Annotated in this window: 15 protein-coding genes; 5 read left to right on the top strand and 10 right to left on the bottom strand. The window is 45.5% G+C overall.

Annotation, left to right across the window (positions count from 1 at the left end):
* Positions 1–2,214 carry a carbohydrate binding family 9 domain-containing protein gene (locus AC23P2_RS18565; RefSeq protein ID WP_487774581.1) on the bottom strand — a complete coding sequence of 738 codons (2,214 nt, stop codon included), beginning with the start codon at positions 2,212–2,214 and terminating at the stop codon, positions 1–3.
* 175 nt (positions 2,215–2,389) lie between these two features.
* Positions 2,390–2,953, bottom strand: coding sequence for a hypothetical protein (locus AC23P2_RS18560; protein WP_487774580.1), 564 nt, complete (start codon positions 2,951–2,953; stop codon positions 2,390–2,392).
* 55 nt (positions 2,954–3,008) lie between these two features.
* On the opposite strand from AC23P2_RS18560, the gene AC23P2_RS18555 reads away from it, so the two are divergent.
* The 4 genes from AC23P2_RS18555 to AC23P2_RS18540 are packed head-to-tail and all read left to right on the top strand — an operon-like array spanning position 3,009 to position 7,447.
* The gene (locus AC23P2_RS18555) at positions 3,009–4,082 is read left to right on the top strand and encodes a CaiB/BaiF CoA transferase family protein (RefSeq protein WP_487774579.1); all 1,074 of its coding nucleotides are present in this window, start codon (positions 3,009–3,011) and stop codon (positions 4,080–4,082) included.
* Between the two features lie 46 nt (positions 4,083–4,128).
* Positions 4,129–5,022, top strand: coding sequence for an SMP-30/gluconolactonase/LRE family protein (locus AC23P2_RS18550; RefSeq protein ID WP_122931268.1), 894 nt, complete (start codon positions 4,129–4,131; stop codon positions 5,020–5,022).
* A 1-nt stretch (position 5,023) separates the two neighbouring features.
* Positions 5,024–6,598, top strand: a complete 1,575-nt coding sequence (locus tag AC23P2_RS18545; protein ID WP_487774578.1) for an arylsulfatase — start codon at positions 5,024–5,026, stop codon at positions 6,596–6,598.
* 24 nt (positions 6,599–6,622) lie between these two features.
* Positions 6,623–7,447: a ZIP family metal transporter gene (locus AC23P2_RS18540; RefSeq protein ID WP_487774577.1), complete on the top strand. Its 825-nt coding sequence runs from the start codon at positions 6,623–6,625 to the stop codon at positions 7,445–7,447.
* A gap of 85 nt (positions 7,448–7,532) precedes the next feature.
* Here the strand turns inward: AC23P2_RS18540 and AC23P2_RS18535 are convergent, their stop codons facing one another.
* Positions 7,533–7,724: a cold-shock protein gene (locus tag AC23P2_RS18535; RefSeq protein ID WP_028526727.1), complete on the bottom strand. Its 192-nt coding sequence runs from the start codon at positions 7,722–7,724 to the stop codon at positions 7,533–7,535.
* A gap of 148 nt (positions 7,725–7,872) precedes the next feature.
* Here AC23P2_RS18535 and AC23P2_RS18530 point away from each other — a divergent pair, with 148 nt between their 5' ends.
* A complete protein-coding gene (locus AC23P2_RS18530) occupies positions 7,873–10,335 on the top strand; it encodes an alpha/beta hydrolase-fold protein (protein WP_487774576.1) in 2,463 nt (820 codons plus the stop codon).
* 71 nt (positions 10,336–10,406) lie between these two features.
* Here the strand turns inward: AC23P2_RS18530 and AC23P2_RS18525 are convergent, their stop codons facing one another.
* The 7 genes from AC23P2_RS18525 to rpmI all read right to left on the bottom strand — a co-directional run bounded on the left by AC23P2_RS18525 (position 10,407) and on the right by rpmI (position 15,790).
* Positions 10,407–10,931 (bottom strand): YfiT family bacillithiol transferase, encoded by a 525-nt coding sequence (locus tag AC23P2_RS18525; RefSeq protein WP_487774575.1) that lies wholly within the window; start codon positions 10,929–10,931, stop codon positions 10,407–10,409.
* A gap of 368 nt (positions 10,932–11,299) precedes the next feature.
* Complete coding sequence (locus AC23P2_RS18520; protein WP_487774574.1) at positions 11,300–11,656, bottom strand: heavy-metal-associated domain-containing protein; 357 nt, start codon at positions 11,654–11,656, stop codon at positions 11,300–11,302.
* A gap of 12 nt (positions 11,657–11,668) precedes the next feature.
* The gene (locus AC23P2_RS18515) at positions 11,669–13,918 is read right to left on the bottom strand and encodes a TonB-dependent receptor (RefSeq protein ID WP_487774573.1); all 2,250 of its coding nucleotides are present in this window, start codon (positions 13,916–13,918) and stop codon (positions 11,669–11,671) included.
* 4 nt (positions 13,919–13,922) lie between these two features.
* Positions 13,923–14,504, bottom strand: coding sequence for a helix-turn-helix domain-containing protein (locus AC23P2_RS18510; protein WP_487774572.1), 582 nt, complete (start codon positions 14,502–14,504; stop codon positions 13,923–13,925).
* A gap of 64 nt (positions 14,505–14,568) precedes the next feature.
* Positions 14,569–15,015, bottom strand: coding sequence for an HYC_CC_PP family protein (locus tag AC23P2_RS18505; RefSeq protein ID WP_487774571.1), 447 nt, complete (start codon positions 15,013–15,015; stop codon positions 14,569–14,571).
* Between the two features lie 142 nt (positions 15,016–15,157).
* Entirely contained in the window at positions 15,158–15,502 is a 345-nt protein-coding gene (gene rplT, locus AC23P2_RS18500; protein WP_028526735.1) for a 50S ribosomal protein L20, read from the bottom strand.
* A 93-nt stretch (positions 15,503–15,595) separates the two neighbouring features.
* Positions 15,596–15,790, bottom strand: a complete 195-nt coding sequence (gene rpmI / locus AC23P2_RS18495; RefSeq protein ID WP_028526736.1) for a 50S ribosomal protein L35 — start codon at positions 15,788–15,790, stop codon at positions 15,596–15,598.
* Positions 15,791–15,849: the final 59 nt, after the last annotated feature.

The raw sequence follows: 15,849 nt of genomic DNA, 5'->3' as shown, positions 1-15,849 counted from the left end.
TCACAATTGTCTTAAATAGCTAATTTTCGCGATAAGATGGTCTTCCTGACTACGCGTATCTAGGCGAGTGGTTGATTGAAACTCGCGTTTGTTGAATACGATGTAAATAAACGACAACGGTTGGTACTCCCACGAAAGGCGAATGTTGTAATTATTGGCTTGGGTGTCGGTATTTCTTTGGTAAAATCCAATCAATTGCAAACGCGGGTTTGCCGCAAAACGCCCCTCTATCGACCACAAATCAATGTTCTTAGAAGTATTATTGACCCCGACATTCTTGAAAGTATTCCGATTGTACCTTCCCGTGATTGAAACGTGCGGTATCGGCGCTACTAACATACTAAAGTTGGTCGTATTCAGTTTACCGTTGTAATATGTTCCGTATTCACCGTTCCAATTAAAGCTTACTTTTTTGGAACCATCACTTCCCCAATAGACAGCGTGGCGCGTATAATTATAGTTTCCTGCGTTGATTTTTACCCCCAACGGACTAAACGGCTCGGTCAAATACTGGTAGGTTGGCGTCATGATGTGCCCCATAAAACCACCCGATTGCAGCATTATCCAAAAGGGACTTAACCCGTACGAACGTTCAATCAAACGCCCTGTACTCGCTTGGTGGTAAAACTCAACCAACAAACTCGGTTCTACCGAACGGATGATTTTTTTGAAAGGGACGTGCTTGCCTCGATAAAACCAAAATATACCTGGCGTAGTCCCGATGACGTCAGAACGCGAAGTAAATCCAACGGCGGGGTTATATGATTTTGAAATGAGCGATTGCGTCCACCATATTTTCCATTGATTGGTGGCATAATAATACTGCGCCGCACCCGCAGCCCCCGTCACGTTGCCCTTCGTATCATGGCTGACGTTGAGCATCCAATTGAGGGAATGCGCCTCGTCAAAGCGAACAAAACCGTCCACGTTGCCCACAATATTGGTATTTCCTGAATCATTTTTGACCGTTACCAATGCCCCCAAACGACTTTGTTTGCCCAAGTTTTCTGAATAACGTCCGACAAAATAATTGGTTAGCGGCGAGGAGGCCGACCCTCGCTGACGGATGTACATGGCTCCGTAATTTGTTTTGGCCGAACGACTCACAAAGCGCGCACCTGCATCAATTGGGATCGGATTACCTGTTACATCTAACCCAATTTGACGACTAAAAAACGGTTGAATGCGCATCGTTCCTCCCGACATATCCGACGCAGGCCCGATTCCAATCCCAAACAGCGAGGCATTTTCTAAGAAAAACTGACGGCGTTCGGGAAACAACACCGAAAAACGTGTAACGTTGTTGACTTGTCGGTCAGCGTCGGCCTGCGCAAAATCAGTATTGAACGTTAAATCCAAGACTGCTCTCGAATTTACCGCCCATTTTATCTCGCCTCCTACTTTTACCGCTGCCTCTTCGGGTTTTCGGCCGTCGATTTGTCGGTAACGGTCGTAGGAAGTCAAAAAGTAAGGTTGTATTCGGACGTTGGCCGTGGGCGGAGGCGGTTGAAGACCTTTAATAATACCCGCGTAGTCCATTCGCAAGACATTAAACGAACGTGGGAAAGGCGAAAATGCGTAGTTTTCATTGGTCATACGGCGCCCACGATTGACATTGAAGCCCCAACTTTGGGTTTCTGTATCTGATTTTGCGTAACGTAGTGTTTTCCAAGGAATGGCAAATTCGGCAACCCAACCTGAGTCCGAGCGCGTCGTCCGAACCCGCCAAAGCCCATCCCAATCCAAATCAATATACGTAGCATCAAAAGACAAGAAATCGCGCTGCACACCGTGGGGATTGGTGGTAAAGACCATTGCATTGCGACGGTCGTTGAAACCGTCGATGCTCATTCCCACAAAATCAGAGGTTCGGGTGTTAAAATCGCGTTTAAAATCAATGACACGTACAGATTTTTTACCCAAAGTATCACGGTTAAAAACACCCAAATACAGGTAGTTTTGGTTGAATAAAGCTCGAATTTCGGTGTGGTGACGGGGTTTGTCTCCTTGTCGGGGGTCAACTTCAATAAAATCGCTTTTGGGCTTGGCCAACTGCCATTCTTTGTCGTTCAAATGACCATCTACTTTGAGGTTATTGGAAATCTTAACCGCCTCAAATTCTTTGCGAACCGAATCAGGTTTAAACAGTTGAACGTCTTGCGAAAAACAGCAGAATGACAGCAGGCACAGTACCAGCGTAAAGGTATAATTCATGGATGAAGCGGAATTGGACACGAAAGAAATCGCAAGTTAGCACTTCTATTTCAATAACCTTTCACCCAAACGAGGGGATATACGTCAGTGTGCCGTCGGATGCTCACATCCGATGAAAATAAAAAGCCCTCGCACTTAAAAGTGTGAGGGCTTTTTGCAAAAGAAGTTCTTAGCATTACTCTTCGTCGCCGTCGCCTTCATCGTTACGAAACGAATAAAGCGTTGAATCGAGCTTGAGGGTGCCTTTTTTGAAGTTATTCACAAAATCAGTAATTACTTCTTCTGTTACTGCTTCTACGTTCAGACAAGCATCTAGTCCTACCCCGTACTCAAATTCCGTGTCGATTTCCAAATGCTCTTTCACTTTCACTTCTTCTTCTTCTTCAATCGCCTCAATCAGCTCAGTGATAAGCTCTTCCGCTTCTTCTTCCTCTTCGGGCTTGATTTTGTAGCCTGGGCCACGTTCATCCAACGGCAAGTATTTTGGGAATACTTTTTGAGCTTGCGCTACGGCTTTCTCGTACACCAAACTACTGTGGTGGAGGCGTAACGTATAAATAATAGCATCATAAATGACTTCTTGGCCTTTGTATTCGCCAACAAACTGAACGTGAGCCAGTTCGTCATTTTCTGCCATGCTTTCGTCTTCGTCATCGCAATGAACAAAGTTCATGCCTTCTTCTTCGCATTCCTCCCGTAGTAATTTTATTTCTTCGGGATTGTAACCTTCGTTTGTCATTGATAAGTAATTTTAGCCGCGGCAAAATTAGCCGTTTTTAGGCAGCTATTTGTGTATGACCTCATCATTTTTTACTAACCAGCTAAAAATCGTAGAGTTAGCCAGTGTTCTGGCGGGGCCTGCGGTGGGTATGTTTTTCGCCGAACTAGGCGCAAACGTTATCAAAATCGAAAATAAAAAAACGGGTGGCGACATGACCCGCTCGTGGAAACTCCCTTCCGAAAACCCCACTTTGGCTACTTCAGCCTACTATGCCAGCGTCAATTGGAACAAGCAGGTACATTTTCTGGATTTGGAAGATACCACCGACCGCCAACAAGCGTACGAACTCATCAAAGGTGCTGACGTTGTCATTAGCAATTACCGTACTGTAGTAGCCCAAAAACTTGGTGTCGATTATGAAACGCTCACCCAGTTGGTACCCAACCTGATTTTTGCCCAACTCAATGCCTTCGACGACACCAGCGAGCGACCAGCATTCGATGTAGTGCTGCAAGCCGAGGCGGGTTTTATGTTTATGAACGGTGAAAAAGAAGGCCCTCCCGTCAAAATGCCCGTGGCTTTGATTGACGTTTTGGCCGCTCACCAGTTGAAAGAAGGTATTCTATTGGCCTTACTTCGGCGTTATCAAACAGGACAGGGGTCGTACGTTTCTACGTCGTTGTTTGAATCGGCGGTGGCTTCGCTCGTCAACCAAGCGACCAACTGGCTCATGGCGGATCACATTCCGCAGCGCATGGGCACCCAACACCCCAACATTGCTCCCTACGGCGACTCCTACGTTTGCCTAGATGGAAAAACCGTTTTATTGGCCGTAGGCACCGAAAAACAATTTCAGAATCTTTGTCGGGTAATACAACAAACGGACTTGGTAGTGCTTTTTCCCACAAATGCGTTTCGGGTAAAAAATCGCTCCGCCCTAAACGAGGCATTAGCACAAGCCATCGGGCGGATAAATTCACAAGAACTTTTATCTCAATTAGAAAAAGCGGGCGTTCCTGCGGCCTCTATCAGAAACATGCAAGAAGTGTTTGAACTCCCAGCGGCGCAAGCAATGATTTTGGAAGAAAAACAGGCCGATGGCAGCGTCAGTAAACGCGTCAAAACCGTCGCTTTTGAGCTAAAATAGTAGATTTTGCCTTGGGACGTCCTTATACACCAAATCAACTAACCGAATGAAAAATACCATCGCAATTTTAGCCCTTGCCTTTTTACCGTTGGTAAGCCGTGCGCAAGAGGAAGTAAATCAACTGATAGCACCAGGCGCAACCCTTCAGCAAATTTCGAAGCAGTTTAAGTTTACCGAAGGCCCCGCCGTTGATAAAAAAGGCAATATTTTCTTTACCGATCAGCCCAACGACAAAATTTGGAAGTACGACACCGAAGGGAATTTGGGGGTGTACATGGAAAAAACGGGGCGTTCTAATGGCCTGTTTTTTGACAAAAAGGGCAACATCATTTCTTGTGCCGACGAAAAAAATGAAATGTGGCAAATCTCTCCCAAAGGCGAAGTAACGGTTCTTTTTTCGGGCTATCAGGGTAAAAAACTCAACGGCCCCAACGACCTCTGGATTACGCCCAAAGGGGGAATTTACTTCACCGACCCTTTTTATCCGCGTGATTATTGGGAACATAAAAAGCCTGAACAAGAGAAACAAAGCGTGTATTTTTTGCCTAAAGGCGCAAAAACGCCCGTTTTGGTGGACGATAACTTGAAACAGCCCAACGGCATTGTGGGAACGCCCGACGGCAAACATCTTTTTGTGGCCGACATCCGTGACCAAAAAACCTACAAATACGACATCAACAAGGACGGAACGCTCACCAATCGCCAACTTTTTGTGGCGCAAGGCTCGGACGGAATTACGCTCGACAACCTAGGGAATTTGTACATCACTGGGCGCGGCGTAACCGTCTATGACCCCACGGGAAAAAAACTAGGCAATATTCCGATTCCGTCGGGCTGGGTAGGTAATGTTTGTTTTGGCGGCAAAAACCGCAATGTGTTGTTTGTCACCGCATCGGAATCTATCTACACGCTCAAAATGCAAGTCAAAGGAGTTGAATAACATGAAAAGGCTCATTTTGTCGGTCTTAATGCTGGGAATGGATATCGTTTGGGGACAAAAAACGCCCTCGCGTCCCAACTTTGTCATTATCATGGCCGACGACCTTGGTTTTAGTGACATTGGCTGTTACGGCGCCGAAATCAATACCCCTAACCTCGACAAACTTGCTTCAAAAGGCGTAAAATTCACCCAGTTTTACAACGCCGCCCGCTGCTGTCCAAGCCGTGCGTCGTTACTAACGGGCATGTATCCGCACCAAGCAGGCATGGGAACGATGGTCGTGACCAAAGTCAAAGACCGCTCCAAAGAAACTTCAACCCAAGGTTGGCTGAGCAAACAAACCGTAACGATGGCCGAAGTACTAAAATCGGCAGGTTATCAGACCTACATGTCGGGCAAATGGCACGTGGGAGAAGAACGTCCTGATTGGCCTTTACAGCGCGGTTTTGACCGCTATTTTGGACTTATTAGCGGAGCAACCAGTTACTACGAAGTACTCCCTGGGCGAATTTTGCTCGAAGACAACGAACCGTACAAAATTCCCGAAAAGTTTTATTTGACCGACGCCATATCGGACAAAGCCGTTGGCTACATTGACCAAAATCGAGGTTCCAACCAACCGTTTTTTCTCTACGTCGCCTACACCGCACCTCATTGGCCGCTTCACGCACCCGAAGAAGACATCGCCCAGTACCGTGGTAGCTACCTCAAAGGCTGGGATGCACTCCGCGCTGAACGCCTAAAGAAGCAGTATCAGTTGGGCGTATTTCCCAAAAAATATGCCCTTTCACCCAAAGAAGCCAACCTCCCCGATTGGTCTTCGGTGAGCAATAAAGACGAATGGGACTTAAAAATGGCGGCTTATGCTGCCATGGTCAGCCGCATGGATGCGGGTATTGGAAAAATAATGGACAAACTCAAAGCCACGGGGCAATGGGACAACACTGTCATTGTTTTTCTGTCCGACAACGGCGCTTGTGCTGAAGTGCTCAACGACCGCGCCCAGCGCGACCTCGGCGAAAAAGCTTATGCAGAATCGTTGACAAAAAAAGCGGGCGAAAAGGGTTCTTACACTACGTACAGCAAAGAGTGGGCAGCTTTGGGCAACACCCCTTTTCGAATGTACAAACAATTTACGCACGAGGGTGGCATTGCCACTCCCATGATTGTGCATTATCCTACGCTCGTCAAAAAACCATTTCAGACGCCGCAAATAGGTCATATTATGGACATTATGCCCACTTGTTTGGAATTAGCCAAAGCCACCTACCCAAGCCAATACCTGCAAAATTCAATCAAGCCTTTGGAAGGGAAGAGTTTAGTGCCTATTTTGGAAGGGAAAACCCGTACTCCCCACCCTTATTTGGCGTGGGAACACTTTGACTGTCGAGCCGTTCGGCAGGGAAAATGGAAATTGGTATGGTCCAAAGACACCAAAAAATGGGAACTTTACGATATGGAAAACGACCGTTCGGAGCTTTACGACCTTGCCACCTCTCATCCTGCCAAAGTACAAGAATTAAAAAAATTGTACAACGACTGGACTGCCAAAGTAGGTGCCACCAAAGGAGAATAATCTCCCGTTAGCCTTCCAACCTTTATGCAACAGTTAGAACAATTTTTACGCGAAATAGGCCCCGTTTACGCTGCTTTGATTGCCACGACATTTACGTGGTCAGTTACGGCACTCGGCGCCTCCCTGGTTTTTTTCTTCAAAACGGTTCATCGTAGTGTACTCGATGCCATGTTAGGTTTTACGGGTGGCGTCATGGTCGCGGCCAGTTTTTGGTCACTATTAGCACCCAGCATTGAGCAATCTGAAAAATTATTCCCCAGCGTCCCTTGGATGCCCGCTGCCGTGGGTTTTCTACTTGGCTCGCTGTTTATTTATTTTTTAGACAAATTTACCCCTCACTTACACATCAATTTTGGAGAAAACGAAAGCGAAGGAATGAAAACACAATGGCACAAAACCACGCTGTTGTTGTTAGCCATTACCCTTCATAACATTCCCGAAGGACTGGCGGTGGGGGTGTTGTTTGGCGCAGCGACCATTAGCGGCGGCGACCATTTGCTATCGGCAGCCATCACACTAGCCATCGGCATCGGCATTCAGAATTTCCCAGAGGGCTTCGCGGTGGCCATGCCGCTTCGTCGGCACGGAGTAAGTCGCTGGAAAAGCTTTTGGTATGGCCAACTATCCGCTATTGTTGAACCCGTAGCGGGCGTTTTAGGCGCGGTTGCCGTTATTTATCTCCAGCCTGTCCTTCCTTTTGCGTTGGCGTTTGCAGCAGGAGCCATGATTTACGTAGTGGTGGAAGAAGTAATTCCCGAAACCCAACGTGACAAATACACCGACATTTCTGTGCTTGGTTTCATCTGTGGCTTTGTGGTCATGATGATCCTAGACGTTGCCCTTGGTTAAACCATTTTGTATTCATACATACAAAAAAGAAGGCCGTCGCTGCAATAGCGACGGCCTTCTTACTCAATGATTTATATGATTAAAATTAGATAACTTTAACGTTAACCGCATTTAGACCTTTTTTACCATTTTCCACATCAAAAGACACATTGTCGTTTTCACGAATATCATCAGCAAGGCCTGATACGTGTACAAAAATGTCTGCGCCACCATTGGATGGAGTAATAAAACCAAATCCTTTGGTGTCATTAAAAAATTTAACTGTTCCTTCTTGCATTGTATTATCTTTAAAGTATTGATTCTCAAAGGTAAGAATATACATTGGATATACCTAATTTATTCCTTCTTCTTTTGAAAAGTATTTTTCAGCCCATGTCCAAAACTATTTTGTTTATCTTTAAAAAAAAATAAAACCACCATTATATATGAGAGCTTGTCTTTACCTTTTTGTGACTACTTTTTGCCTTGTTTTTCTTAATCACCTTCACGCCCAAACCACCCACTCCTTTTCCGAAGGCTTGGTAGTTGGTCCTTGCCATCAATACGGCCGCGAAGCCATTTATACCGACCAGCTTGCCTACCAGTTGATTCAAAAAACCTTTGTCAAACCCACTGAGGGCACCGTTTTACTCACCAATGAGAAAGGCCAAGAGCTCAAATGGCAAAAAATAACGGCCGACACTGCCAAACGTTTTCGCCACGCGGCCATGTCCAATGGTTACGTTTATTTGACCTACCAATCGCCCAAAGAAACCGTGGCGCTACTCAACGTGGCTGGTCATGCGGGACTGTATTTCAACGGCATTCCGCGCGGAGGCGATGCCAACCGCTATGAATATATGTATAGCCCCGTAAAGATTAAAAAAGGACTAAACGAGTTGATAGTGCGCGTCGGTATGGGCGGGCGTTTCCAAGGCATTTCCGCCCGATTGGTTTTTCCCGAAAAGCTAATCTCCCTTAGTCTTCCCGACATCACCCTTCCGCACGTGGTTTTGGGAGAAAATAACGAGCCAATTTGGGGAGGAATTGTGCTTTTTAATGCCACTGAAAAACCACTTATAGGACTAAAAATCAGGGCGTTGGTACAAGGAAAAGAAATAACTACTGACCTTCCAACCATTACATCCCTCAATTCACGTAAAGTTGGTTTTAAAATAGATGCTAGCAGCGTTACGCAACGCGGTGACGTAACTTGTGAGGTTTCTATACTCCAAAATGGCAAAGTGGTTGACACCAAAACCCTTACTTTACAGGCAGTTAATAACAAAGAGCATTATAGTCAAACATTTGTCAGTAACATTGACGGGAGTGTGCAATACTACGGTGTTGCGCCCCAAAAAGGAGAAAAAACGGACACCTCAGCCTTGTTTCTTTCTGTACACGGAGCGGGCGTAGAGGCCATTGGACAAGCACGCGCCTACAAACCCAAAGATTGGGGAACGCTCGTAGCGCCCACCAACCGCCGCCCACGCGGATTCAACTGGGAAGACTGGGGGCGCTTAGATGCGCTGGAAGTATTGGCCATTGCCGAGAAAAAATTCCAGCCTCATCCACAAAAAATTTACTTAACAGGCCACTCGATGGGCGGCCACGGAACGTGGTATTTAGGAGCGACTTTCCCAGGAAAATGGGCAGGAATTGCCCCTTGTGCGGGCTATCCAACTTTGATGGGCTATGGCTCAGCCGATGGCAAAATTCCTGAAAACAGCACCAATCCAGTCGAGCAATTGTTACTCCGTGCCAGTAATCCAAGCAACGTAATGGCCTTGGCTCAAAACTACAAAGCCAGCGGCATTTACATCCTACACGGCGATGCCGACCGTACCGTTTCGGTAGAATATGCCCGCACAATGCGCAACACCCTGGGCGCTTTTCACAATGATTTTTCGTATTACGAATACCCCAACGGCTCACACTGGTACGGCGACCACAGTGTGGACTGGGCACCGCTTTTTGATTATTTCAAATGGCACCGTTCAAAAAAAGCCGAAGATACTGACGTCCTAGATTTTACCACGGCAAACCCTGCTATTTCTTCTCACTACCATTGGATTGGGGTTGAACAACAAATTCGGCCGTTGCAATACAGCCGCATTCAGGCAAAACGAATGCTAAACGAGAAGACGTTGGCTATTACCACCGACAACGTACAAACGCTCACCGTGCATCCTTCGGCGTTTTTAGCGAATCAGTCTTTTAAGCTAAAAATTGATAATCAGGAAATTACGGGCACTTTCCAGTTGAACAACCAACCCTTATATTTTAGTAAAAAAGACAAATGGGAAGCCACCGAAAAACCGTCGATTCAGCAAAAAGGAGCGCACCGAAACGGAACTTTCAAAACCGCATTCAACCATCGGATGGTCTTTGTGTATGGAACAACAGGTAGCAAGGAAGAAAACGAATGGGCTTACAACAAAGCACGTTATGATGCCGAAACCTGGTATTATCGTGGCAATGGCGCGGTAGATGTGATTTCGGACAAAGAGTTTTCGTTGGCGGCCTACGCCGACCGTGGTGTGGTTGTTTTTGGCAATGCCACTACCAACAGCGCTTGGAATTTAGTACTAGGCCAATGTCCGATTCAGGTTCAAAAAGGCAGCATGAAAGTTGGCAACGAAACCCTTTCGGGCGACGATTTAGGCGGATATTTTATCTACCCTCGTCCCGACAGCCCCCTAGCCTCAGTAGCAGCCGTCACAGGTACGGGTTTGGCAGGGATGATGGCAACCGAATCGAATCAGTATTTTACGGGAGGAAGCGGATTCCCTGATTATTTTATTTTCAGCTCTGCCATGCTCAAAGAAGGTACAAAAGGCGTAAAAATGGCTGGTTTCTTTGATAATCAATGGCAATTCTCTTCAAATGATGTGGTAAAAGTGCCGTAACGAAACCATAAAATTTGGCCACAAACAAGCAGCACATCCTAGCCGCTACTTGTTTGTGGTCATTTTTTGGGTTATTGTCCCAACGCAATCTTGATATGCGCCAAATGGTGCTTAGCGTGCCACGCGCCCATGTCCAAAGCGTCAATCAACTTGATGTTTATTTGGCGAAGCGGATGGTAGTATCCCTTTTGAAAATCTTCCGCCGACATTTGTTCCATCAAATTCGTCCAACGGGCGTGCGTTCCTTCAATCATTTGCAAAGAGAAACCAATAGGTGCCGTTTTGGCTTCTTGCATCGTTGCCCACGCATCAATTTTGGCCACGACGCCATTGGGAGTATCTTCGGTCAAGGCGTGCTTGAAACGGATGTAATGAAGCAAGTGCATGTCTGCCACGTGGTGAATCAACTGCTGAATGGTCCAACTTCCTTCGCGGTATTGTTTTTGTAACTCTTCGTGCGAAAGTTGTTCAGTCAACGCCCGATACTCCGCAGGAATGATCTTCAGCGTTGTCAGGCGTTCTTGTATTTCTTCAGCGGTGTAGTCTCCTTTGGGCGACCATTTTCCAATCGGAAATTGGAGTGATTGAATGTCCATGAGTGTGTATTATTTTAAATTTTCTTCAAACCCTATTTCTTCAGATTGTGAGCAATCCGCCTCACATACAATTATTTTATTGCAAAAATATTCTGCATTTTTTTTATTGCAGAACAGACTCTTCGGGTTGTGAGCAACCCGCTACACGATTCAACAAAAAAAGGGAGCAAAAATGCTCCCTTCCTCGTCTTCAATTTTGAAATTAAGTAATTGTGGGTTATTAGTAGTTTATATTGCTTCGGAGAAGCATAACAACGCAACAAGTTATGCTTCTCCGAAGCAAAAATTCAAAAAAAACTCCTGCTACTACAAATGTTGCGCCTCTACCGAGGCTACTTTGAATTCCTCAAAAACTTTTGATCAAATACTTAATGATGACCGTGTGCTTCGTTTCCTTTTTGGCAGCACTCAGGTAGTTTGTCGTGAGCAGTTTTGCTACACATTTGACTATCTGCATCATAGCCTGTATCCGTAATCACTTTGCGAAGCGCTGCTTCATCCGTTTTTTTAGGATTGTACTTGATAGTCACCACTTTGTCATCAAGGTTTAAAACGGCCTCGGACACGCCTTTGCTCAAGGTCAAGTTTTTCTCAATACGTTCTTTACACATGTCACACACGGCTGACGTCTTGATTTTTACTTCTTTTTCTTTGCCAGGCTTGTTAGCCGCTGTGCTAAATACTACTCCCAGTACGAGCACCAAAAGGAATGTTAATTGTTTCATTGGTTACTTGTTTTAATCTTTTACTTTTATTCGTATGCCTGCATATACCATTCGGCCTACGATTGGCCCCCATACTTGCCCCGAATCAAAATACTTCCCAAACGGGTCTTGGGCGTTGATGATGGGGTTTGGTTGTTTAAAATTGAGCAAATTTTCTCCCCCCAAATAGACCTCAAACTTCCGAAAAGCCCGAGATACTTGGGCATTCACGTTGGTATAAGGTTGTGAATAAAGAATCGGCATTGATTTTTTATCCAAAGTTGCTTCCAACGATTGTAACGGGTCATTGATGCGGGCTTTCCCATTCCACTGAACCGTCAAGTCGGCTTTCCATTTATCATACGGTAAGGTATAACCGATATTGAACAGCACCCTGTCACGCGGTATCATCATACGGGCCATCAGGCGAACATCATTGACAGGCTGCCCCATGGTTTGCCAAACATCAAACAAACGATAGGCCAATTTTATTTCGGTACGCTTTGATAATAAGCCGTTTAGCTCCGCTTGGAAGCTATTAGAGAACGATTTACCCTTGAGATTATAGAAATACAAATGAGCTGCCAAATCGTCGGCATGGTCGGTATCAGCCACCAACTGATTCTGAAAATCGGTTCGATAATAGTCCAGAATCACATCCCAATGTTTTTCAAAGAGATGGAAGGTTTGGGTCAAACTCGCGCCATAATTCCACGAAACTTCGGGACGTAGCTCATCCACAAAACGCACCCACCGTTGACTCACCAAATAGCCGTAGTTTTCGGCCAACGCGTTTGGCGTACGCTGCCCTCGTCCCGCTGATACCCGAAGGGTCGTATGTTCAAACGGCTGCCAGCGAAGGTGCAAACGCGGTGTAACAAACGCCCCAAAAAGGTTATGCGCATCAGCCCGAATGCCTGCCACAAGCGTCAGTTTATCAAGGTAGTTATAGGTATATTCAAAAAACGCCCCAGGTACCGACTCCGTCCGCGTACGGTGAAGGTCTTTATAGGTTTCGTTATAGTCGTCCAACAAATAACTCAAACCCGTCGTAAACTTATGATTGGTGTTATTAATAATCGACTGATAAATCAGATTGGCATACAAGGTTTGTTGGCGGGCATCGTAGTTCGCAAATCCAAAGTACGAGTCGCTTGCGTGCGTCAGTCCGTTTACGATAAAACCCAATCCTTTATACGGCTTGTCTTGGTACATTTTGGCCGTTTTGGAGAAAAACTCTACGCGCCGAGTTGTATTGCCAAAACCGTACGCTTGCGACGTTCCGCGCATATTTTCACGAAACCCTACTTGACCTCCCAAACGGTTTTCGTAAAGGGCTTTTACCCCAAACTGCGCCATCATTTTGTCGCTTTTATACTGCCAACGATTGACCGCATTAAGCTGCGTGTAAAGAGGCATGTCCAGAAACCCGTCTCCGTTGTTATCCACCCGCGTTTGAAGCGTACTTGCGTGCGAAAGGATGCCCGTTGACCAACGCTCATTGAGTTTTTTATTGACGTTGAAATTTACCTCTCCACGGCCAAAATTGTTGACGTACGCATTGAAATACAGTTTCTCTCGCGCATCGGGCTTCACCAACTCCACATTAATCGCCCCCGTCAAGCTTTCATAGCCATTGACGACTGAGCCTGCACCTTTGCCAATGTCGATGCTTTGAATCCACGTTCCTGGGATGTAATTTAGCCCAAAGGTCGTGCCCAAGCCACGGATATTCGGAATGTTTTCGACGTTGGTTTGCACGTATTGCCCTCCCAATCCCAAAAACTGAATTTGTTTGGCCCCCGTCACACCGTCGCTCAAACTCACCGACACCGAAGCATTGGTTTCAAAACTTTCAGACAAATTACAACAAGCAGCTTTGGCAAGGGCTTTGGTCGTAATGATTTCGGTTTGAATGGGGTTTAAGCGGTCAATTTGCGAGGAAGTGCCTCGTACAACTACTTCCCCCAACTGCCCTTCGGGCTTCATTATGATGTCGAAATTACTTTCCGCCGATACCTTTATCGTGTCGGTTTTGTAGCCGATGTAGCTGATGATTAAACGATTGGTTTTGGCAGAGCGGGCGATGTCAAATTTTCCCAAGCTATCGGTGATTGTTCCCAAGGATGTTCCACCCCAAAAAACGTTTACTCCTACTAAGGCCGACTTTTTCCCCGTTTCGTTGCGCTCATAAATCGCCCCCGTGACGCGCTGCGCTTGTAATACCCCCCCAAGCAAACAGCTTAGAAGGCTTAGATATATTTTTAAATTACTGATTTTCATCTGTTTAGTTTGCTTTAATGTTGTTTCCAACAGCATCCAATGGTTGACGGTCTTTCGAATCAGCATTTTTGAATTGACTGGGCGTCATGCCCGTGATTTTCTTAAACTGATTCGATAAATGACCCACGCTACTGTAATGAAGTTCGTCGGCTATTTGACCAAGACTCAGTTCATCGTAGGTCAACAATTCTTTCACACGTTCAATCTTTTGGCGAATGATGTATTGCTCAATTGTGATGCCTTCCAGCGAAGAAAAAAGAGTGCTCAAGCCATTGTAGTCACGGTTGAGATGTTGAGCTAAATAGTCAGAATAATTCACCTTCAATTCCAATGAAGAAGAACGAATCAACGCTAAAACAAGCGTTTTGATTTTTTCAACCGTACGAACTCGTTTATCCTCAAGCAATTCAAAACCGTATTCTTGAAGCCGAACAGTCACTTCCGCTATCTGAGTAGCAGTAACAGGCGTTGCTACCTCCACTTCCCCGAGTTGAATCTGTTGAACCTGAAAATGAGCGTGAGAAAATACTTGGCCAACCACCAATTTACAGCGGTCACAAACCATGTTTTTGACGTAAAATACCATTGGATTTTGATTTAACATTTCCCAAAAATGCGTTGACATGAACGGCAGCCATGCCAAGGAAATCCTAAATCAAGAGAGATTGGACGAACGAAAGCAGACTTCGTCCGTGAAAAAAAGAAGTAAAGGAATAAACAGAAGAAGAACCCGTCGAAGTGGGTAAGAAAAACTCAAATACAACTTTGAAGACCGCTACAAACGTCTCAACAACCCAGTCAGTCGTTGCTTTTAATAACTTAGCTACCCATTGTGTCACCGACGACGCGACTTCTACATTTTCGTAGCGTTGTTGGTCTTCGCAGCAAGTTCTTTTTTTGATAATCGTTTGTCCAGCAGGAGTTGTGGACTCTTTTGTCGTAGCACAGCTGCCGCATTTTTGTTTACTAAGGGCAGCCAAATGCAGCGATTTTCCTCTCAGAATACAATGATGTTCAACCACGCCAAAGCCCGTGCTTGCCGTTAGAACGACAAGTGCCATAAAAAAGGCAAGAAAGCGGCGGAACATTAATTTCATATAAGCAGATAGCGCTGTAATTAAGGTTGAAACATTTCTTTGGGCTAAAAAGTTCGGACGAATGTTCAAAATAAAAAAGGTGGCGAAAATGAATTCGCCACCTTTCTCAAAAAAGAGGTACACTTAGCACCGCTTTTCCCAATTATTTTACTTTTTCTACTACTGCCTTGAACGCCTCAGGGTGATTCATTGCAAGGTCAGCAAGTACTTTACGGTTTAGCTCAACACCAGCCGCGTGAACTTTACCCATCAATGCAGAATAAGACAATCCTTCTTGACGAGCCGCAGCGTTGATACGCTGAATCCACAAGGCACGGAAATTTCTTTTCTTTTGTTTACGACCGACATAAGCGTAGTTAAGACCGCGCTCAACGGCGTTTTTGGCTACTGTCCATACGTTTTTACGACGGCCGTAGTAACCTTTGGCTAATTTTAATACTTTTTTGCGACGAGCCCGCGACGCAACGTGGTTTACCGAACGTGGCATAATTTTGTTAGTTTTTTGACGGTTGGTGGCTTATTTTAAGCACTTTGTAAACCAACAATCGGGTGAAACAATGAACCTGTGCTTGCGCACTAATTAGAACTTAAGCATCAAACGGATGCGATCCATATTTGTGTCATCAACAACAGTGAAGCCTACAAGGCCACGCTTACGTTTTGTTGATTTCTTTGTCAAAATATGGCTATGGAAAGCGTGCTTACGCTTAATTTTACCAGTGCCAGTCATTTTAAAACGCTTCTTGGCACCTGAATTGGTTTTAACTTTTGGCATGATACCAGACTTTTAAAGTAGTTAAAAAAAGTAAAAAATTTGGGGTGCAAAGGTACGAA

The organism is Runella sp. R0.1_18 (genome assembly GCF_057652155.1).
The sequence above is the reverse complement of the archived record's forward strand: the minus strand, read 5'-3'. Positions and strand labels throughout refer to the sequence as shown.

What these genes read in the sequence shown, in the direction of transcription:
- AC23P2_RS18565 (WP_487774581.1), bottom strand. Translation starts at nt 2,214, where the DNA reads ATGAATTATACCTTTACGCTGGTACTGTGCCTGCTGTCATTCTGCTGT.
- AC23P2_RS18560 (WP_487774580.1), bottom strand. Translation starts at nt 2,953, where the DNA reads ATGACAAACGAAGGTTACAATCCCGAAGAAATAAAATTACTACGGGAG.
- AC23P2_RS18555 (WP_487774579.1), top strand. Translation starts at nt 3,009, where the DNA reads ATGACCTCATCATTTTTTACTAACCAGCTAAAAATCGTAGAGTTAGCC.
- AC23P2_RS18550 (WP_122931268.1), top strand. Translation starts at nt 4,129, where the DNA reads ATGAAAAATACCATCGCAATTTTAGCCCTTGCCTTTTTACCGTTGGTA.
- AC23P2_RS18545 (WP_487774578.1), top strand. Translation starts at nt 5,024, where the DNA reads ATGAAAAGGCTCATTTTGTCGGTCTTAATGCTGGGAATGGATATCGTT.
- AC23P2_RS18540 (WP_487774577.1), top strand. Translation starts at nt 6,623, where the DNA reads ATGCAACAGTTAGAACAATTTTTACGCGAAATAGGCCCCGTTTACGCT.
- AC23P2_RS18535 (WP_028526727.1), bottom strand. Translation starts at nt 7,724, where the DNA reads ATGCAAGAAGGAACAGTTAAATTTTTTAATGACACCAAAGGATTTGGT.
- AC23P2_RS18530 (WP_487774576.1), top strand. Translation starts at nt 7,873, where the DNA reads ATGAGAGCTTGTCTTTACCTTTTTGTGACTACTTTTTGCCTTGTTTTT.
- AC23P2_RS18525 (WP_487774575.1), bottom strand. Translation starts at nt 10,931, where the DNA reads ATGGACATTCAATCACTCCAATTTCCGATTGGAAAATGGTCGCCCAAA.
- AC23P2_RS18520 (WP_487774574.1), bottom strand. Translation starts at nt 11,656, where the DNA reads ATGAAACAATTAACATTCCTTTTGGTGCTCGTACTGGGAGTAGTATTT.
- AC23P2_RS18515 (WP_487774573.1), bottom strand. Translation starts at nt 13,918, where the DNA reads ATGAAAATCAGTAATTTAAAAATATATCTAAGCCTTCTAAGCTGTTTG.
- AC23P2_RS18510 (WP_487774572.1), bottom strand. Translation starts at nt 14,504, where the DNA reads ATGGTATTTTACGTCAAAAACATGGTTTGTGACCGCTGTAAATTGGTG.
- AC23P2_RS18505 (WP_487774571.1), bottom strand. Translation starts at nt 15,015, where the DNA reads ATGAAATTAATGTTCCGCCGCTTTCTTGCCTTTTTTATGGCACTTGTC.
- rplT (WP_028526735.1), bottom strand. Translation starts at nt 15,502, where the DNA reads ATGCCACGTTCGGTAAACCACGTTGCGTCGCGGGCTCGTCGCAAAAAA.
- rpmI (WP_028526736.1), bottom strand. Translation starts at nt 15,790, where the DNA reads ATGCCAAAAGTTAAAACCAATTCAGGTGCCAAGAAGCGTTTTAAAATG.